Annotated in this window: 15 protein-coding genes and 3 tRNA genes; 10 read left to right on the forward strand and 8 right to left on the reverse strand. The window is 67.2% G+C overall.

The genetic code is table 11. The annotated features are described in order from the left end of the window. Positions 1–133 precede the first annotated feature (133 nt). Positions 134–1,996, reverse strand: a complete 1,863-nt coding sequence (locus tag ACAM57_RS05145; protein WP_369660911.1) for a tetratricopeptide repeat protein — start codon at positions 1,994–1,996, stop codon at positions 134–136. An 82-nt stretch (positions 1,997–2,078) separates the two neighbouring features. Here ACAM57_RS05145 and mutM point away from each other — a divergent pair, with 82 nt between their 5' ends. The 3 genes from mutM (at position 2,079) to mutY (ending at position 6,024) form a co-directional block, all read left to right on the forward strand. Then, on the forward strand, positions 2,079–2,891 hold the full coding sequence (gene mutM / locus ACAM57_RS05150) for a bifunctional DNA-formamidopyrimidine glycosylase/DNA-(apurinic or apyrimidinic site) lyase (RefSeq protein WP_126025059.1): 813 nt from the start codon (positions 2,079–2,081) through the stop codon (positions 2,889–2,891). A 102-nt stretch (positions 2,892–2,993) separates the two neighbouring features. Further along, positions 2,994–4,955, forward strand: a complete 1,962-nt coding sequence (locus tag ACAM57_RS05155; protein ID WP_126025058.1) for a dynamin family protein — start codon at positions 2,994–2,996, stop codon at positions 4,953–4,955. A 37-nt stretch (positions 4,956–4,992) separates the two neighbouring features. Beyond that, a complete protein-coding gene (mutY, locus tag ACAM57_RS05160) occupies positions 4,993–6,024 on the forward strand; it encodes an A/G-specific adenine glycosylase (RefSeq protein ID WP_369660912.1) in 1,032 nt (343 codons plus the stop codon). A 26-nt stretch (positions 6,025–6,050) separates the two neighbouring features. On the opposite strand, the gene rapZ is transcribed toward mutY, so the two are convergent. From rapZ to ACAM57_RS05175, 3 genes are all read right to left on the reverse strand, one after another. Beyond that, positions 6,051–6,929 (reverse strand): RNase adapter RapZ, encoded by an 879-nt coding sequence (rapZ, locus tag ACAM57_RS05165; RefSeq protein ID WP_126025056.1) that lies wholly within the window; start codon positions 6,927–6,929, stop codon positions 6,051–6,053. Continuing rightward, entirely contained in the window at positions 6,926–8,608 is a 1,683-nt protein-coding gene (gene recN, locus ACAM57_RS05170) for a DNA repair protein RecN (RefSeq protein ID WP_369660913.1), read from the reverse strand. The genes rapZ and recN overlap by 4 nt, the downstream gene beginning before the upstream one ends. A 163-nt stretch (positions 8,609–8,771) precedes the next feature. After that, complete coding sequence (locus tag ACAM57_RS05175) at positions 8,772–9,683, reverse strand: NAD kinase (protein WP_126025054.1); 912 nt, start codon at positions 9,681–9,683, stop codon at positions 8,772–8,774. Between the two features lie 31 nt (positions 9,684–9,714). On the opposite strand from ACAM57_RS05175, the gene hrcA reads away from it, so the two are divergent. The 5 genes from hrcA to greB all read left to right on the forward strand — a co-directional run bounded on the left by hrcA (position 9,715) and on the right by greB (position 11,816). Next, positions 9,715–10,722: a heat-inducible transcriptional repressor HrcA gene (gene hrcA / locus ACAM57_RS05180; RefSeq protein ID WP_369660914.1), complete on the forward strand. Its 1,008-nt coding sequence runs from the start codon at positions 9,715–9,717 to the stop codon at positions 10,720–10,722. A 31-nt stretch (positions 10,723–10,753) separates the two neighbouring features. After that, positions 10,754–10,830, forward strand: a tRNA-Ile gene (locus tag ACAM57_RS05185). An 83-nt stretch (positions 10,831–10,913) separates the two neighbouring features. Next, positions 10,914–10,990 (forward strand) — tRNA-Arg (locus ACAM57_RS05190). A 115-nt stretch (positions 10,991–11,105) separates the two neighbouring features. Then, positions 11,106–11,182 (forward strand) — tRNA-Arg (locus ACAM57_RS05195). 55 nt (positions 11,183–11,237) lie between these two features. Beyond that, complete coding sequence (greB, locus tag ACAM57_RS05200; RefSeq protein WP_369660915.1) at positions 11,238–11,816, forward strand: transcription elongation factor GreB; 579 nt, start codon at positions 11,238–11,240, stop codon at positions 11,814–11,816. 18 nt (positions 11,817–11,834) lie between these two features. Here greB and ACAM57_RS05205 read toward each other — a convergent pair whose 3' ends face one another. From ACAM57_RS05205 to ACAM57_RS05220, 4 genes are all read right to left on the reverse strand, one after another. Next, the gene (locus ACAM57_RS05205; protein WP_126025051.1) at positions 11,835–14,090 is read right to left on the reverse strand and encodes a bifunctional (p)ppGpp synthetase/guanosine-3',5'-bis(diphosphate) 3'-pyrophosphohydrolase; all 2,256 of its coding nucleotides are present in this window, start codon (positions 14,088–14,090) and stop codon (positions 11,835–11,837) included. A gap of 93 nt (positions 14,091–14,183) precedes the next feature. Next, positions 14,184–14,387 (reverse strand): DNA-directed RNA polymerase subunit omega, encoded by a 204-nt coding sequence (gene rpoZ / locus ACAM57_RS05210; protein ID WP_007835875.1) that lies wholly within the window; start codon positions 14,385–14,387, stop codon positions 14,184–14,186. A gap of 44 nt (positions 14,388–14,431) precedes the next feature. After that, a complete protein-coding gene (gene gmk, locus ACAM57_RS05215) occupies positions 14,432–15,052 on the reverse strand; it encodes a guanylate kinase (RefSeq protein ID WP_093209718.1) in 621 nt (206 codons plus the stop codon). Between the two features lie 20 nt (positions 15,053–15,072). Beyond that, positions 15,073–15,996 carry a YicC/YloC family endoribonuclease gene (locus tag ACAM57_RS05220; RefSeq protein ID WP_126025050.1) on the reverse strand — a complete coding sequence of 308 codons (924 nt, stop codon included), beginning with the start codon at positions 15,994–15,996 and terminating at the stop codon, positions 15,073–15,075. 91 nt (positions 15,997–16,087) lie between these two features. Here ACAM57_RS05220 and ACAM57_RS05225 point away from each other — a divergent pair, with 91 nt between their 5' ends. Both ACAM57_RS05225 and ACAM57_RS05230 read left to right on the forward strand, forming a co-directional pair. Then, positions 16,088–17,095, forward strand: a complete 1,008-nt coding sequence (locus ACAM57_RS05225; RefSeq protein WP_126025049.1) for a serine/threonine-protein kinase — start codon at positions 16,088–16,090, stop codon at positions 17,093–17,095. A 4-nt stretch (positions 17,096–17,099) separates the two neighbouring features. After that, positions 17,100–18,005: a PP2C family serine/threonine-protein phosphatase gene (locus ACAM57_RS05230; protein ID WP_126025048.1), complete on the forward strand. Its 906-nt coding sequence runs from the start codon at positions 17,100–17,102 to the stop codon at positions 18,003–18,005. Positions 18,006–18,011 lie beyond the last annotated feature (6 nt).

Genomic DNA, 18,011 nt, shown 5'->3' on the forward strand with positions numbered 1-18,011 from the left:
CGTCGGCTTCGGTGCCGACGAACCGCCGGACAGCTGCGCGCACCCGGTTGCCAGCAAGGCTGCAGCCCCGCCTACCGCCAGAAAAGCGCGACGGCCGCCCTGCACCGGCGCGAATGCCTCTGCCTGCGCCATGTCAGGGCTTCACTCGCAGGCGCTTGAGCGTTTCCTGCAGCGTTTCGTTCTCGGCGTCGCTCAGCAGGGCTTCCTTCCAGATCGTGACCGCGCGGTCCTTCTGGCCGGAGGTCCACAGGACTTCGCCGAAGTGCGCGCCGATCTCGGGGTCGGGCCGCGTCTTGTAGGCCGCCTCGAGGATACGGATGGCCTCCGCCGTGTTGCCGAGCCGGAATTCGACCCAGCCCAGGCTGTCGGCGATGAAGGGGTCTTCCGGCGCCAGCTGCACCGCCTTCTGGATCAGCGTGCGTGCCTCCTCGAGCCTAATCTTGCGATCGGCCAGCGAGTAGCCCAGCGCGTTGTATGCGTTCTGGTTCTCGGGCTTGAGCTCGATGAGGCGGCGCAGCAGGCGCTCCATGTCGTCGAGACGGTTGAGCTTCTCGGCGACCATGGCCTGGTCGTAGACGAGGTCGCCGTCGTCCGGCGATGCCGCCGAAGCCTGGGCGAGCATGTCGTAGGCCGCCTGGTACTGCTTCGCGTCGCGCAGCAGTTGCACTTCGGCGAGGAACTTCTGCTTCTTGTCGTCGGCCGTGCGCTCGGGCAGGCCCCGGATGATCTCGCGTGCCTGCGGCAGCTTTCCCTGGCGCGCCAGCAGCGTCGCGCGGCGGGTCTGCGCGGCCACCAGCTCGTCGGCGCCGTCGATGCGCGAGAGCCAGCGTTCGGCGGCCGCATAGTCCTTGCGCCGCTCGGCCAGCTGCGACAGCGCGAAGTAGGCCTGCGAGATGCCGCGCTTGCGGTCGGTGGCGTCGTCGGCATCCTTGTTGCCGGCGCCGCTCTTCGGATTGCCCGACAGCTCGATGAAGCGCTTGATCGAGGCTTCGGCCGCGGCGTCCTGCCGCGCCTGCATCTGCAGGCTGCCCAGCAGCAGCCAGGGCTCGGCGAGTTCGGGGCGCGAGGTGGTCAGCGTCTGCAGCTGCGCGGAGGCGTCGCTGTAGCGGCGGTTCTCGACCAGCACGCGGGCGTAGGCCACGCGCAGCTCGGCCGAGGCCTTCGGGTTGCTGTTCAGGAAGCGCGTGACGATCGGCTCGGCCAGCGGCTGGCCCGGGTCGATCATCTCGAGCGCCAGCGCGGCGGGGGCTTCGGAGGCCGGGTCGATCTCCTGGCCCTTGCGCGCGGCTTCCAGCGCGCCCGAGGCATCGCCCGCGTTCAGGCGCAGCCGGCCGACCGTGGCCCAGGCAAGCCCGCCGGTGGTGGGGCTCTTCAGCTCGTCGACCAGCGCCTGCTCGACCACCGAGGCGGCCAGCTTCTTGTCCGATGCGCGCGAGTAGTTGCGCGCGATCACGGCCATCAGCAGCGGGCGCTCGATCTGCGAGGTGGCCGCCACCTCGGCGCGCAGCGGCTCGACGGTTTCGCTGATGCGGTTCAGCGCGATCAGGATCTGCAACTCGATGCGGCGCGCGTCGCGCGAATTCGGCAAGGTTTCCTGCCAGGCGCGTGCCGCGGCGAGCGCTGCGTCGCCGGAGCGCGACTGCAGCGCGATCTCGACCGCACGCTGGAACAGCTTGCCGTCGCGCAGTCGGCGGGCCGCATCGAGCACGAGCGCATAGCCGGAGCCGGGGTCGCCGGAACGGGCGGTCATTTCGCCCATCAGGATCTCGTAGAACAGGTCGGCCGTCAGCGCGGACTGCAGCGGCGCGGGTTCGGCTGCTTCCTTGGCTGCGGCCGGTCGCGGCCTGACTATGGGCCTCGTCTGCGCCGGCCGTTCGATGACAGGTGTGGGGCTGAAAGGGGCTGCGGGATCGGAAGATTGCGCATTGACAGCGCAAGCCATCAAGGCGAGAGACGCGGCCGCCGCAAGGCGGTGTCGGCGGGGCGAAAGGTTCATGCAACCATAATAATCCAGCCTTTTGTACGAGCATCGCCGTGGGGCTTCGCCGCCGCGGGCGTTTGCCGAAGATTTACCTTTCATGCCCGAGCTACCCGAAGTCGAAGTCACCCGCCGAGGGTTTGCGGACCGCATCGCGGGCGGCCGCATCGAGTCGGTGCGCATCGGCAAGCCGCTGCGATGGGCGCTGATGGTGCTGCCCGAAGCGCTGGTCGGCCGGCAGGTGCGCCAGGTGCGCCGGCGCGGCAAGTACCTGCTGATCGATCTCGATCGCGGCATCCTGCTGCTGCATCTGGGCATGTCGGGCAGCCTGCGCTTCGATGCCGCGCTGCCGCCGCCCGGACCGCACGATCACTTCGATCTTGTTACCGACCGGGGCACGCTGAGGCTCAACGACCCGCGCCGCTTCGGTGCAGTTGTTTACGTGGAAGACGAATCCGCTCCATGGGCCATCAAGCTGTTGGGTGGACTGGGCATGGAGCCGCTCGACGAAGGCTTCGACCTCGACGCCTTCCATGCCGGCCTGAAAAAGCGGAAGACGGCGGTCAAGCAGGTGCTGCTGGCGGGCGACGTGGTCGTGGGCGTCGGCAACATCTACGCGTCGGAGGCGCTGTTCCAGGCGGGCATCCGGCCGACGCTGTCGGCGGCTCGCATCAGCCGCCCGCGGGCGGCAAGGCTGCACGCGGCGGTGCGCGAGATCCTGGCGCGGGCGGTGGAGAAGGGCGGCAGCACGCTGCGAGATTTCTCCAACATCGACGGGCAGAACGGCTACTTCCAGCTCGAGGCGACCGTCTATGGCCGCGCGGGCGAGCCCTGTCGGGTTTGTGCAACGCCGATTCGGCTGCTGCGGCAGGGGCAGCGCTCCACCTATTACTGCCCCAATTGCCAGAAGTAGGCGCGGGCTCGCGCGATGGAACAGAAAAAATAGAAACAATCCAGAAACGACGGTGGCATGTCCGCCGATGTATATTTGTAAATTGTTTCTTACACATTCCCCTTGAGCCGCTCCTTCAATCAACAACTCGATCAGCACGGTGCATGGCGGAGCAACTTCGCCCACCGGCTGCAGTGGCTGTCCCGCTGGCTGACCGAGAACGAGCTGCTCGACCAGGCGGTGGCGGAGCGCCTGCGCGGGCTGGAAACGCAGATTCGCACCAGCAAGGTCATGGTCGCCTTCGTCGCCGAGTTCTCGCGCGGCAAGTCGGAGCTGATCAACGCCATCTTCTTCGCCGGCTACGGGCGGCGCATCATGCCCGCCAGCGCCGGCCGCACCACGATGTGCCCGACCGAGCTGGGCTACGACGCCGCGATCGCGCCCAAGCTGCGGCTGCTGCCCATCGAGACCCGGCTGGAGCCCCATTCGCTGGCCCACTGGCGCGACAAGCCCACGCGCTGGACAGAGATCGCCATCGACGTGGGCAACGCCGAGCACCTGGCGCAGGCCATGGGCAAGGTGGCCGAGGTGCGCTGGGTAAGCAAGGACGAAGCCCGCACGCTGGGCTTCTGGAACGACGAGACGCCCGACGACAACCCGGTGCAGGACGCCGAAGGCCGCGTCGAGATTCCGCGCTGGCGCCATGCGGTGTTGAACATGCCGCATCCGCTGCTGGAGCAGGGGCTGGTAATTCTGGACACGCCGGGCCTGAACGCGATCGGCGCCGAACCCGAACTGACAGTGAGCCTGATCCCGCAGGCGCACGCGGTGGTCTTCATCCTTGGCGCCGAAACCGGCGTGACCCGCTCCGACCTTTCCATCTGGCGCGAGCACCTGATCACCGAGGACGAAAGCAACGACACGCGCTTCGTGGTGCTCAACAAGATCGACACCATGTGGGACACGCTCAGCACGCCCGCGCAGATCGAGCAGCAGATCGAGCGCCAGCGCGAAGGCGCGGCCCGACTGCTCGAGGTGCCGCTGGCGCAGGTGCTGCCCGTGTCGGCGCAGAAGGGCCTGCAGGCCAAGATCCAGCACGACGGCCAGCTGCTGCAGGCCAGCCGCCTGCCGGCGCTCGAAACGCTGCTGGCCGAAGGCGTGCTGGGCAAGCGCGAAACCATGCTGCGGCTCGCGGTCGATGCGGGCATGACCGCGCTGCGCGCCGAGGCCGAGCGCATCCTGAAGGTGCGCCAGCGCGACCTGGCCGAGCAGGCGCTCGAGCTGCAGGGCCTGCGCGGCAAGAACGTTTCGGTGATCCGCCACATGCGCGCGCGCATCGACCAGGAACACGCCGAGTTCGAGGGCAGCAACACGCGCATCCTGGCGCTGCGTTCGGTGCAGGGCAAGCTGCTGCGCGAGGTGTATGCCGTGCTGGGGCGCACCGCGCTGAAGGCCGACATGGTGAAGCTGTCGGCCGCGCTCAAGCGCCCCGGCGTCAAGTTCAACGTGCGCAAGGTGTACGCCGAGACCTTCGACTCGCTGCGCAACAACCTGCGCGAGGTGCAGGCGACCACGGCCGAGATCCAGTCGATGCTGCACGCCACCTTCCGCCAGCTCAACGCCGAGCAGGGCTTCACCCTGCAGGCGCCGGCCGAGCCCGACCTCACCGGCTTCGAGCAGGAGCTCGCGCAGATCGAGCGCAGCCACATCCACTACCTGGGCGTGGGCAACCTGCTGAAGCTCGCGCAGGCCGATTTCTGCGACAAGCTGGTGCGCGCGCTCGCCAGCCGGCTGCGGCTGGTGAACGAGGCGGCCATGACCGAGGTCGAGCGCTGGAGCAAGGGCGCGAGCGCGCAGATCGATGCGCAGCTCAAGGAGCGCCGCCGCAACTTCAGCAAGCGCATCGAGGCGATCGAGCGCATCCAGAGCGCGGCGGGCAGCCTCGACGAGCGGCTGGTCGAGCTGGCCGCGCAGGAGAGCAACCTCACCGAACTCCATGTGCAGCTGCGCGAGTTCACTTCGCTGATCGCGCAGCACGGAAAGCCGCAGCCCGCGGCCACCATCGGCGAGCTGCGTGCGGCCTGAGAAAACCGCCTCCACGGCGGCGACCGCGACCCAGCCATTGCCTCCGGATTTCGCCGCGCAGATCGTGAGCTGGCAGCGCAGCCACGGGCGCAGTCAGTTGCCGTGGCAGAACACGCGCGACCCGTATCGCGTGTGGCTGTCGGAAGTGATGCTGCAGCAGACGCAGGTGTCGACGGTGCTCGGTTATTTCGCGCGCTTTCTCGAACGCTTTCCCGACGTGAAGGCTCTCGCCGCGGGCACCGAGGACGAGGTGTTCGGCCTGTGGAGCGGGCTGGGCTACTACAGCCGCGCGCGCAACATGCACCGCTGCGCGCAGGAAGTCGTCGCGCGATTCGGCGGGGAGTTTCCGCGCACCGCTGCAGAACTCGTCACGCTGCCGGGCATCGGGCGCTCCACCTCGGCGGCCATCGCGGCCTTCTGCTTCGGCGAGCGAGTGGCGATCCTCGACGGCAACGTCAAGCGCGTGCTCACGCGCGTGCTCGGCTTCGCGGGCGACATGTCCTCGGCGGCGCAGGAGCGCGCGCTGTGGGATCTGGCGACGCAACTGCTCCCGCCTGCGAATGACAGGGAAGCCATCGCGTCCTACACGCAGGGCGTGATGGACATGGGCGCCACGGTCTGCCTGCCGCGCAAGCCAAGCTGCATGATCTGCCCGGTGCAGCAGAACTGCGTCGCCCTTCGTGAAGGCGCGCCCGAGCGCTACCCGGTCAAGACGCGCAAGCTCAAGCGCAGCGCGCAGTCGCTGTGGGTGCTGCTGGCGCGCGATGAGCAAGGGCGCGTCTGGCTGGAGAAGCGGCCGGCGAAGGGCATCTGGGCTGGGCTCTACTGCCTGCCGGTGTTCGACAGCCGCGAAGAACTTCTTGCTGCCTTGCCGGCCGCAAGGCGCGGAGTGCATGACTTGCCGGCCTTCGTGCACGTGCTGACCCACAAGGACCTGCACCTGCACCCTGTGCGGATCGACGGCGGCCAGCCACAGGGCGAGGCCGCGCGCTGGTTCGAAGCGGATGAATGGAGCCGGCTGGGCCTGCCGGCTCCGATGCGCAAGCTGCTGGAAGGCAGCGAGGCTTAGCCAGCCAGCCAACCCGCCCCTGGCTGTCAGCCCGCGTCGAGTTCGCGGTGCCGCTTCAGCGCACCCCAGCGCGCGCCGAACGAACGCGCCAGTTGCTCGACCAGGAACACCGAGCGGTGCTGCCCGCCGGTGCACCCGATGGCCACCGTCACGTAGCTGCGATGGTCGCGCGCCAGCGCGTCGAGCCAGTGCGCCAGGAACTGCTCGATGTCGTCGTACATGCGCGCCACGTCGTCGTGCTCGCGCAGCCATTCGATCACCGGCTCGTCGCGGCCGGTGAGCGGGCGCAGCGCGGGCACGTAGTGCGGGTTAGGCAGCATGCGCACGTCGAATACGTAGTCGGCATCCAGCGGCACGCCGCGCTTGAAGGCGAAGGATTCGAACACCAGCGTGAGCGGCGTCTGCGGCGCGGAGATCAGCGACTTGATGTAGCTCTGCAGCTGCGCCGGCCGGATCAGGCTGGTGTCGATCACGTCGGCGCCGTCGCGCAGGTCGGCCAGCAGTTCGCGTTCGAGCTCGATGGCCTGGGTCAGCACGCGGTGCTGCTCGGGCACGTCGGTGCGGCCTTCCTGGCGCGAGAGCGGATGGCGGCGGCGGGTTTCGGAATAGCGGCGCAGCAGCGCGTCGGTGGTCGCGTCGAGGAACAGCGAGCGCAGCGAGATGCCGCCGTCGCGGCGCAGCGCCTCGAGCTGCTGTGGAACGATGGGCAGCGAGACGCCGCTGCGCACGTCCATGGCAATGGCCACCCGCGTGGCCTGCTGCTCGTGCTGCAGCGCGATGAACGAGGTCAGCAGCTCGGGCGGCAGGTTGTCGACGCAGTAGTAGCCCGCGTCTTCCAGCGCATGCAGGGCCACCGACTTGCCGGAGCCCGACATGCCCGTGATGAGCACGAGGTCGAGGCTCATTGCACCGTCGCCGAGGTCTTGTGGCCGAGCATCTCGCGCGCGTGCGCCAGCGAGGTCTGCGAGACCTTCTCGCCGCCCAGCATGCGGGCGATTTCCCTGGCGCGGTTGTCGTCGTCGAGGCGAGATACGCCGCTCTCGGTGCGCGGTCCGTCGCCGCCGGTGGCCGCTGTCTGGCGCTTGGCCACCACCAGGTGATGGTCGGCGCAGGCTGCCACCTGCGGCAGGTGGGTCACGGCGAGCACCTGGCGGTCGCGGCCGAGTTGCTTCATCAGTCGGCCGACGGTCTCGGCGACCGCGCCGCCCACGCCGGAATCGACCTCGTCGAAGATCAGCGTCTGCGCCGCGCCGAGCTGGCTGGTGGTGACCGCAATGGCCAGCGCGATGCGCGAAAGCTCGCCGCCCGAAGCCACCTTGCCGATGGCGCGCGGCGTGCTGCCGGTGTGGCCCGCCACGAGGAAGGCCACCTCTTCGAGGCCGGCGCGGCCCGGCTGCGCGAGCGGCTGCAGCTCGACCTCGAAGCGCCCGCCCTGCATGCCCAGGCCCTGCATCGCGTCGGTGACGGCCTGCGAGAGACGGGGCGCCGCCTGCTTGCGGATCTTGCCCAGCGCCTTGGCTTCCTTCATGTAGGCCTGCTGCGCGGCCTCTTCGGCACGCTCCAGGCCTTCGAGATCGCTTTGGGCGTCGAGCGCCTGCAGCTCGGCCTGCCAGCCGGCCAGCAGCGCCGGCAGCTCGCCCGGCGGGCGCTTGTAGCGGCGCGCGAGCGACATCCACAGGCCCATGCGCTCGTCGAGCTCGGCGAGGCTCTGCGGATCGGTGTCGGCATCGCGCAGGTAGCCGTGCAGCGTGTGAGCGGCGTCGGAGGCCTGGGCCACGCACGAGGCGAGCACTTCGCCCAGCGCGCGGAACTCGGGCTCGATGTGCTCGCAGTTCTGCAGCAGCGTGGCCGCGCGCTGCAGCGCGGAGAGGGCGCCGTTGTCGTCGTCTTCCAGCGCCTGGCTGGCGCCCTGGGCCGCGTCGATCAGCGCCTGCGCGTTGGAGATGCGCGAGTGGTTGGTCGACAGTTCTTCCCACTCGTCGACGCCCGGTGCGAGCTTGGCGACTTCGGAAATCTGCCATTGCAGCCGCTCGCGTTCGCGCTGCAGCGAGTCCTGCGCCGAGCGGGCGTGTTCGAGCGTGGAGAGCGCCTGCCGCCAGGCCTGCCATGCGGCGTCCAGCGCATCGGTGCGCGCGCCCGCGTAGGCGTCGAGCAGGCCGCGCACCGCCTCGGGCCGTGTCAGGCTCTGCCAGGCGTGCTGGCCGTGGATGTCGAGCAGGCGATCACCCAGTTCGCGCAGTTGCGTGGCGGTGGCGGGGCTGCCGTTGATCCAGCCTCGGCTGCGGCCCTGCAGGTCGACGGTGCGGCGCAGCAGCAGTGCGTCACCGCGCTCGAAGCCGCCTTCGTCGAGCCAGCTGTCCAGGGCCGGGTCGGCGTCGAATTCGGCGCTCACGTCCAGGCGCTCGGCGCCTTCACGCACCGCGCCGGCATCGGCCCGGTTGCCCAGCGCCAGTTGCAGCGCGTCGATCAGGATGGATTTGCCCGCGCCTGTTTCACCGGTCAGCACGGTGAAGCCGCCGGACAGGTCGAGTTCGAGTGATCGCACGATCACGAAGTCGCGCAGTGCGATGCGTCGCAATGCCATCTCAGTTGTTCCTCCAGGTTCCGGGCAGGGGGCGTTGTGCGAATTTGTAGGGTTCGAGCTGTGAAACACCGCGGAACCGGCTTTGCCGGGCCGCCGGTGTTGCCCCCTGCAAGAGGGTTGGCGAAGCGACACGAAGTGCGCGCAGCCTGGGGGTGTGCTTCATTCAGGAGCCTCCCTCGTTCCAATGAAGTTTCTTGCGCAGCGTGTCGAAATAGCTCCAGCCGCGCGGGTGCAGGAAGCGCACGCGGAAATCGGAGCGGCGCACCACCACGCGGTCGCCGATGGCGAGCGAGGCGAGCGACTGCATATCGAAATTGGCGCTGGCGTCGCGCCCGCCGACCAGCTCGATGACGATCTCGTCGGCATCGGGCAGCAGCACGGGCCGGTTGGAAAGCGTGTGCGGCGCGATCGGTACCAGCACCCAGCCCGGCACCGCGGGGTGCAGCAGCGGGCCGCCGGCCGATAGCGCGTAGGCGGTCGAGCCCGTCGGCGTGGCGATGATCAGGCCGTCGGCGCGCTGGTTGGCCACGAAATGGCGGCCTACCGACACGCGCAGCTCGACCATTCCGGAGGTGGCGCCGCGGTTGACGACCACGTCGTTCATGGCGAAGGCATCGAACACCGAGGCGCCGTCGCGCACGACCTTGGCCTGCATCAGGCTGCGGTGGTCTTCCTCGTACTCGCCGGCCAGCATCGGAATCAGCGTGGCCTGGTAGTTGTCGAGCGGGATGTCGGTGATGAAGCCCAGCCGGCCCCGGTTGATACCGATCAGCGGAATGCCGTAGCTCGCGAGCTGCCGGCCGATGCCCAGCATGGTGCCGTCGCCGCCGACCACCAGGCCGAGGTCGCAGCGCTGGCCGATTTCCTCGACGGTGAGGGCGGCGTAGCGCGGATGGGCGGGGGCGCCGGCATCGGCTTCCTCGCACGTCGGCCGCTCGACATAGACCGTGCAACCCTGCGATTCAAGAAAGGCTCCGATGCCTTCCATGACGCTGTCGCGCGCATCCGCCTGCGCCCGGGCGCCGGAAGCCTGGTATTTGCCGATCAGGGCGACGTGACGAAAGCGTGAGGTCATATCTCACAAATTACAACACTAAAATCTTGCAATGCTGGACGACCGTGCCAAGTTGCTGCTCAAGACGCTCGTCGAGCGCTACATAGCCGATGGGCAGCCCGTCGGGTCGCGTACGCTGTCGCGCTCCTCGGGGCTCGATCTGTCGCCGGCGACCATCCGCAACGTCATGTCCGACCTGGAGGCGCTGGGGCTGATCGCCAGCCCGCACACCTCGGCCGGACGCATTCCCACGCACCGCGGCTATCGCCTCTTCGTCGACACCATGCTGACGGCACAGCGCGAGCAGATGACCGCGCCCAGCCTCGCGCCCGACCAGCCGCAGAAGGTGATCGCCAATGCGGCGCACCTGCTGTCGAACATGTCGCAGTTCGTGGGCGTGGTGATGGCGCCGCGGCGCGCGTCGGTGTTCAAGCAGATCGAGTTCCTGCGGCTGTCGGAGCGGCGCTTGCTGGTGATCATCGTCTCGCCCGATGGCGACGTGCAGAACAGGGTGATCTTTCCGGAGGCCGACTACTCGCAGTCGCAGCTGGTCGAGGCCTCGAACTACATCAACGCGAACTATGCGGGGCTGACCATCGAGCAGGTGCGCGACCGGCTGCAGTCCGAGATAGAAAAGCTGCGCGGCGAGATCGCCACCCTGATGCAGGCGGCAGTGCAGGTCAGCTCGGAAGTGCTGACCGAGGCGCAGGAGGACGACGTCGTCATTTCCGGTGAGCGCAACCTGCTGGCGGTGAGCGATTTCTCCAGCGACATGGGGCAACTGCGCCGCGCCTTCGAACTCTTCGAGCAGAAGGCCCAGTTGATGCGGCTGCTCGACGTATCCAGCAAGGCCGAGGGCGTGCGCATCTTCATCGGCGGCGAGAGCCAGGTGGTGCCGTTCGAGGAGCTCTCCATCGTCAGCGCCAACTACGAGGTCGACGGGGAAGTCGTGGGTACGCTCGGCGTGATCGGACCGACTCGCATGCCGTATGAGCGCATGATCCAGATCGTCGACATCACGTCGCGCCTGGTGACCAATGCGCTGAGCCATCGCAAGTAGGCCCGGTTGCGCGAATAGAATCGTGCCGCGTGGGCCGTTAGCTCAGTTGGTTAGAGCAGCGGACTCATAATCCGTTGGTCGCTGGTTCAAGCCCAGCACGGCCTACCACCCTCCCTTCGGCGATTCGATATTGCAACGTCTTGCCATGCTTTCGGGGAGCAGCCAAAAATCAGGCTATAATCGAAAGCTTCGCGGCTGTAGCTCAGCTGGATAGAGTACTTGGCTACGAACCAAGGGGTCGTGGGTTCGATTCCTGCCAGCCGCACCATCTTGAAAATGCCCGGAAGATTCGTCTTCCGGGCATTTTTCTTTTCAGTCTTTCGCTCCAATTAACCCGAATAGTTCGGGAATGGCCATTAAAGCGGGCTATAATTGCAAGCTGTGCGGCTGTAGCTCAGCTGGATAGAGTACTTGGCTACGAACCAAGGGGTCGTGGGTTCGATTCCTGCCAGCCGCACCACTATAAAGAAAGCCCGCAACGCGAGTTGCGGGCTTTTTTCTTTTGGAGGTTTGGCGTGAACAAGGCATTCACCAAGGAAACGGATTCCGACGCAGACGACGACGGCGCCGACGGTGCCTCGCCTCCGCTTCCTGCGGGCGGCAAGAACTACATCACCCCCGAAGGCTACGCGCGCCTGCGCGACGAGCTGCTGCAGCTGATGGACGAGGAGCGCCCGAAGATCGTCGAGACCGTCCATTGGGCCGCCAAGAACGGCGACCGCTCGGAGAACGGCGACTACCTCTACGGCAAGAAGCGCCTGCGCGAGATCGACCGGCGCATCCGCTTCCTCACCAAGCGCCTCGAAATCGCGGAGGTCACCGATCCGTCGGTGCACCATGGCCGCGATCAGGTCTTCTTCGGCGCCACCGTCCTCTATGCCGACGAGACCGGTGATGAACGCAGCGTGACGATCCTCGGCATCGACGAAGCGGAAAGCGCGAAGTCGCAGGTCAGCTGGATCTCGCCGATCGCCCGGGCCCTGCTGAAGTCGCGCGAAGGCGATGTCGTGAAGCTGGTGACGCCCGGCGGGGCGCACGATGTCGAGATCCTGTCCGTGAGCTACCCGGCGCCGCGCCCGGCCGGAGCTTCGTAGCCCGGCAGGGCCATCGGGTCAGGGCGCGGGAATCGTCCTGGATGCGGTCAGCACCGATGCCGTGCGCCGCGCCGCCCGCAGCACCGCATCCAGATGCGCACGGTCGCGCACCGCGATCACGAAGCGCAGATCCGTCGAATCCTGCGGAGTCTCGTCGGCCATTTCCACGTGCGTGATGTCGGCTTCCGCATCGGCCAGCGTCGCCGCGACGCGCGCCAGCACGCCCTTGTCGTTGCGCACGGTGATGACAACCCCGGTCTCGAACGCACGCGTGGGCTCGTCCGCCCACTCGACGGCGAAGAAGCGTTCGCTGTCCTTGTGGCGCAGCCGCTGGCCGACGCCGCATTCTTCCGTGTGCACCACCAGGCCTTCGCCATGGCCGAGATACCCGACGATCGAGTCGCCGGGAATCGGCCTGCAGCACAGCGCAAAGCGCACCGACGAGTTCTCGCTGCCGTCCAGCGTGACCGCGCCCTGCGACACCGTTTCGTGCGAGATGAAGCGCTCGCGGCTCAGCAGCAGCGCGTCGGGCCGCTCGCCCAGTTCGGTCAGCATCGCTACCAGCCGCTTGGCGACGATGCTTGCGATGCGCTTGCCCAGGCCGATATCGGTCAGCAACTCGGAGCGCGTGCGGTTGCCGGTGAAGCGCAGCAGCTTCTCCCACAGCGCCTGGTGCTCTTCGTCTTCCTCGGGCAGCTTGCTCAGCCCCTCGGCGCGCAGCGCCTGAGCGAGCAGCTTTTCACCCAGCCCTTCGGACTCGGCATGCGCCAGCGTCTTCAGGTAGTGGCGGATCTTCGAGCGCGCGCGGCCGGTGCGCACGAAGCCCAGCCAGGCCGGATTGGGCGTGGAAACCGGCGCGGTGATCACTTCGACCACGTCGCCGTTCTTGAGCTCGGTGCGCAGGGGCACCTGGTCGCCGTTGATGCGCGCGGCCGAGGTGTGGTCGCCGATGTTGCTGTGGATGGCGTAGGCGAAGTCGACCACCGTCGCCCCGCGCGGCAGCGCCATGATCTGGCTCTTGGGCGTGAACACGTAGACCGCGTCGGGAAACAGGTCGACCTTGACATGGTCCCAGAACTCGGCTGCGTCGCGCGTCTCGTCCTGGATGTCGAGCAGCGACTGCAGCCACTTGGTGCCCAGCCGGTCGTTGCTGGCCGCATTCGGCTCGGCCGCCTTGTAGAGCCAGTGGGCGGCCACGCCCGATTCGGCGACCACGTGCATGGCCTCGGTGCGCAGCTGGAACTCGACGCTCACGCCGGCCGGCCCCACGAGTGTGGTGTGCAGCGACTGGTAGCCGTTGAGCTTGGCGATCGCGATGTGGTCCTTGAACTTGCCCGGCAGGGGCTTGTACATCTGGTGCAGGATGCCGAGCCCGGTGTAGCAGGCGATCACGTTCGGCACGATCAGGCGGAAGCCGTAGATGTCGGTCACCTGGGCGAAGCTCAGGTGCTTTTCTTCCATCTTGCGGTAGATGGAATAGAGCGTCTTCTCGCGGCCGGCGATCCGCAGCGTCATCCCGGCGGCGGAAAAGGCGGCCTCGACCTCCTTCTGCACTTTCTGGATCAGGTCTCGCCGGCGCCCGCGGGCCTTGGCGACGGCCTTGGACAGCGTCGCATAACGCCACGGTTTCAGATGCCGGAACGACAGCTCCTGCAGCTCGCGGTAGGTCTGGTTCAGCCCCAGTCGGTGCGCGATGGGCGCGTAGATGTCGAGCGTTTCGCGCGAGATCCGGCCCCACTTCTCACGCGGCGCATCGGCCAGCGTGCGCATGTTGTGCGTGCGGTCCGCCAGCTTGACCAGGATGACGCGCACGTCGCGCGCCATAGCCAGAAGCATCTTGCGGAAGGACTCGGCCTGGTTTTCCTCGCGGGTGTTGAACTGCAGCTTGTCGAGCTTGGTGAGCCCGTCGACCAGTTCGGCGACCGGGGCGCCGAAGCGCTCGATGAGCTCGGGCTTGGTGACGCCGCAGTCTTCGATGGCGTCGTGCAGCAGGGCGGCCATCAGTGCCTGGGCGTCGAGCTTCCATTCGGCGCACTGCGCCGCCACGGCGATCGGGTGGGTGATGTACGGCTCGCCACTGTTGCGCAGCTGCCCCAGGTGCGCCTCGTCCGCGAAGCGGTAGGCGCGGCGAACCAGTTCGGTGTCTTCGGGGCTCAGGTAGTCCAGGCGAGCGGTGAGCGCGGCGAAGCTCGCTGCGGCCGCATTCAGCGCCGCCGGGCTCGGCTTCGGCGTGCCTTTGGGGGCATGGGACTGAGATTTGGCGACCGCGCTCATGCCTACCACTTTAGCGTGACCGATGTGTGCACGCGTCCGGACATAAAAAAAGCACCGCTTTGCGGTGCCTTTTCGTTGCAGGGCTGCGTCAGATCAGCCCGGCACCTTCTTGAGCATTTCGAGGCCGATCTTGCCTTCGGCGATCTCGCGCAGGGCGGTCACTGCCGGCTTGTTCTTGCTCTCGATCTTGGGTGCGTGGCCCTGGCTCAGCATGCGCGCACGGTAGGTGGCGGCCAGAACGAGCTGGAAGCGGTTCGGAATGTTGACGAGACAATCTTCGACGGTGATGCGGGCCATGATGAGGATCTTTCGGTCGGTCTGGTGAGCGGCGGGCTCGGAAATCAGGGGATGTTCAGTGCGGCGAAGGTGTCGGCACGCGCTCGGCGTTGTGCGGAATACCGAAGCCGCTGAGCGTGGACGATCGCCTTGAGATCGAAAAGTGCCCGCTCAAATAACTCGTTGATTATAACGAAGTCGAATTGCCCGGCCTGGGCCATCTCTTCGGCGGCGTTCTTCAGGCGCAATTCGATGACCGAGGCGCTGTCTTCCCCGCGCCGTTCGAGCCGGGAGCGCAGTTCTTCCCAGCTGGGCGGCAGGATGAAGATCATGACCGCATTGGCGAAGGTCTTGCGGATCTGCAACGCGCCCTGGAAGTCGATTTCCAGGATCACGTCGGCCCCCTGGGCGATGCGGTCCTCGACGGCCTTCTTCGACGTGCCGTAGCGGTGGCCGTGCACATGGGCCCATTCCACGAAGCCGTCGGCCGCGATCATGGCGTCGAACTCCGTCGGCGAGGCAAAAAAGTATTCGCGGCCGTGCTTTTCCTGTCCGCGCGGCGACCGGGTCGTGTGCGACACCGAAGGCTGCACCGCCGAATCGAGTTCCATCAGCGCCTTCACCAGGCTCGACTTGCCCGCGCCGCTGGGCGCCGCCACCACGAAGATATTGCCGGGGTAGTCCATTCTCTCGCTCGTCTTCGTCGTCATTCGATGTTCTGGACCTGCTCGCGCATCTGCTCGATCAGGACCTTCATGTCCACGCCGATGCGCGTGAGTTCCAGCGCCGCAGACTTCGAGCCCAGGGTGTTGGCCTCGCGGTGCAGCTCCTGGATCAGGAAGTCGAGGCGCTTGCCGATCTCGCCGCCCTTCTTGAGCAGGCGCTCGATCTCGTCGAGATGCGAGTTCAGCCGGGTGAGCTCTTCCGCCACGTCGATGCGGATGGCGAACGCGGTCGCTTCGGTCAGTGCACGGTCTTGAGCAGCCTCGGGCGGCGTGCCGCCCGTTCCGGCGCTCAGGCCCATGGCTTCCTGCCAGCGCTCCAGGAACCGGGTGCGTTGCTGTTCGACCAGCTGCGGAACCAGCGGACCGGCCTGCTGCACCAGGGTGCGCAGTTGCGCGAGGTGGGCTTCAAGCATCTTGGCCAGCCGGGCGCCTTCGCGCTGGCGGGCCGAGATCAGGCCTTCGAGCGCCTTGCCTGTCACGTCGAGCAGGTCGGGGCCCCAATCGCCGCGCGTGGCGCTGTCGCCGCCGGCCAGGCGCAGCACGTCGGCCACGCTGAGTTCGCGTGCGCCCGGCAGCCATGCCTTGATGCTGTCCTGCACGCCATTGAGCCGCTGCAGCAGCTTGACGGAGGGCTCGACCACGCCCGAGGAAGAGGTGCTTTCGATGGCGGCTCGCACTTCGACCTTGCCGCGCTTGAGCTTGGCCGTGAGCAGTTCGCGCAGGGCGGTTTCGTGCTGGCGGAGTTCTTCCGGCAGCTTGAAGGTGAGATCGAGGAAGCGGCTGTTGACCGAGCGGATTTCAACCCCGAGCCGGCCCGCGGCGGAAGGCCGTGCTTCGGCTTCGGAGTGGCTGCCTGCGGGCCCGTTCTGGCCGCTGGCGTAGCCGGTCATGCTGTAAACTGGCATTGCGCCTCACTGTGGTTTTGCTTGCATGCTCCGAGGCGCCGGCACGGCGTTCGCTTGCCGCACCATCGCCTTCGGGCGAAACTCCCGGATTATGTCAAAGGTCAAGCCTACGCCCCTGCCGCCCGATACGGTCATTGGTGGTTACCGCGTTGTACGCCGGCTTTCCGCGGGCGGTTTCGGGGTCGTCTACCTCGCCATCGATTCCAGCGGCCAGCAGGTGGCCATCAAGGAATATCTGCCGTCGTCGCTGGCCACGCGGGGTCCGGGCGAGCTTGCGCCACAGGTGCCGCCGGAGAAACTGTCGCTGTACCGGCTGGGCCTGAAGAGCTTCTTCGAGGAAGGGCGCTCGCTGGCGCAGATCTCGCACGCGTCGGTGGTCAGCGTGCTCAATTTCTTCCGCGAGAACGAGACCGTCTACATGGTCATGAATTACCTGGAGGGCGCGACCCTGCAGGATTTCGTGGTCACGGCGCGTGACCTGAAGAAGCAGAAGGTGTTCCGCGAGTCGACCATCCGTTCGCTCTTCGACGAGATCCTGCGCGGCCTGCGCATCGTCCACCAGTACAAGATGCTGCACCTGGACATCAAGCCGGCCAACATCTTCGTCACCGACGACGACCGCGCCGTGCTCATCGACTTCGGCGCCGCGCGCGAAGTGCTCAGCAAGGAAGGCATCTTCATCCGCCCGATGTACACCCCAGGCTTCGCCGCCCCCGAGATGTACCGGCGCGATTCGTCCATGGGCCCCTGGACAGACATCTACGCCATCGGCGCCTGCATCTACGCCTGCATGCAAGGCTATCCGCCCAACGACGCGCCGCGGCGCATCGAAAAAGACCGCCTCAGCCTGTCGCTCTCGCGGCTGCGCGGCGTCTACTCCGACAACCTGATCGAAGTGGTCGAGTGGTGCATGTCGCTCGATCCGCTGTCGCGCCCGCAGTCGGTCTTCGCGCTGCAGAAGGAACTCAGCCGCGAGGGCGAGCGCCGCTACACCAAGCTCACGGTGGGCGAGAAAGTGCGCCTGTCGATCGACAACATTCGCTCCTTCGACAAGAAGGCCCTGCCCAAGGCTGCCGCGCCGACCACGCGCCCTGCATGACATCATGAAATTCTCCGTCTTCCAGGTCAGCCGCAAGGGCGGGCGTCTCAAGAACGAAGACCGCATGGGCTATTGCTACACGCGGGAATCGGGGTTGTTCGTGCTGGCCGACGGCATGGGAGGCCACCCGGAAGGCGAAGTGGCGGCGCAGCTCGCGCTGCAGACCATTGCCGCGCTCTACCAGCGCGAGGCGCGCCCGATGGTGAAGGACGTGAAATCCTTCCTTGCCGAATCGGCCATGGCTGCGCATCAGCAGATCATGCGCTACGCGAGCCACAAGGCCATGCTCGACACGCCGCGCACCACCGTCGTGGCGGCCGTGCTCCAGAACAACGCCGCCACCTGGATGCATTGCGGCGATTCGCGCCTGTACGTCGTGCGCGACGGCCGCCTGCTGGTGCGCACGCGCGACCATTCGCACGCCGAACGCCCGAAGCCGCATGGCTCCGACATGCCCGTCAACCGCAACCTGCTGCTGACCTGCCTGGGCTCGCCGACCACGCCGCTCTTCGACGTTTCGGCGCCGCTGCAGCTGCAGCGCGGCGACCGCATCATGCTGTGCTCGGACGGCGTCTGGGGCGTGCTCGACGACGAACTCATCGTGCACACGCTTTCCTCCGGCAAGCCCGTGTCCGACGCTGCCCCCGACCTCGCCGAGATGGCCCTGCGCAAGGGCGGCTCCCACAGCGACAACGTCACGCTCATCGCGCTCGAATGGGAAATGCCCGACAGCGCGGACGACCGCAGCGGCGTTTCCACCGAGACCATCGAGGACGGCGTCTTCGCCTCGACCATCCAGGCCGGCATGCCCTCGGACAACGAGATCGACGACCTCGACGAGGACGCCATCGAGCGCTCCATCGCCGAGATCAACGAAGCCATCCGCAGATCGGCGGCGCGCAAGACCTGAGCGCGG

Source organism: Variovorax sp. V15, assembly GCF_041154425.1.
Taxonomy (GTDB): domain Bacteria; phylum Pseudomonadota; class Gammaproteobacteria; order Burkholderiales; family Burkholderiaceae_C; genus Variovorax; species Variovorax guangxiensis.

Excerpts from the sequence above, each read along its gene's own strand:
- ACAM57_RS05145 (WP_369660911.1), bottom strand. The coding sequence starts at position 1,996 with ATGAACCTTTCGCCCCGCCGACACCGCCTTGCGGCGGCCGCGTCTCTC.
- mutM (WP_126025059.1), top strand. The coding sequence starts at position 2,079 with ATGCCCGAGCTACCCGAAGTCGAAGTCACCCGCCGAGGGTTTGCGGAC.
- rapZ (WP_126025056.1), bottom strand. The coding sequence starts at position 6,929 with ATGAGCCTCGACCTCGTGCTCATCACGGGCATGTCGGGCTCCGGCAAG.
- recN (WP_369660913.1), bottom strand. The coding sequence starts at position 8,608 with ATGGCATTGCGACGCATCGCACTGCGCGACTTCGTGATCGTGCGATCA.
- ACAM57_RS05175 (WP_126025054.1), bottom strand. The coding sequence starts at position 9,683 with ATGACCTCACGCTTTCGTCACGTCGCCCTGATCGGCAAATACCAGGCT.
- hrcA (WP_369660914.1), top strand. The coding sequence starts at position 9,715 with ATGCTGGACGACCGTGCCAAGTTGCTGCTCAAGACGCTCGTCGAGCGC.
- ACAM57_RS05205 (WP_126025051.1), bottom strand. The coding sequence starts at position 14,090 with ATGAGCGCGGTCGCCAAATCTCAGTCCCATGCCCCCAAAGGCACGCCG.
- rpoZ (WP_007835875.1), bottom strand. The coding sequence starts at position 14,387 with ATGGCCCGCATCACCGTCGAAGATTGTCTCGTCAACATTCCGAACCGC.
- gmk (WP_093209718.1), bottom strand. The coding sequence starts at position 15,052 with ATGGACTACCCCGGCAATATCTTCGTGGTGGCGGCGCCCAGCGGCGCG.
- ACAM57_RS05220 (WP_126025050.1), bottom strand. The coding sequence starts at position 15,996 with ATGCCAGTTTACAGCATGACCGGCTACGCCAGCGGCCAGAACGGGCCC.
- ACAM57_RS05225 (WP_126025049.1), top strand. The coding sequence starts at position 16,088 with ATGTCAAAGGTCAAGCCTACGCCCCTGCCGCCCGATACGGTCATTGGT.
- ACAM57_RS05230 (WP_126025048.1), top strand. The coding sequence starts at position 17,100 with ATGAAATTCTCCGTCTTCCAGGTCAGCCGCAAGGGCGGGCGTCTCAAG.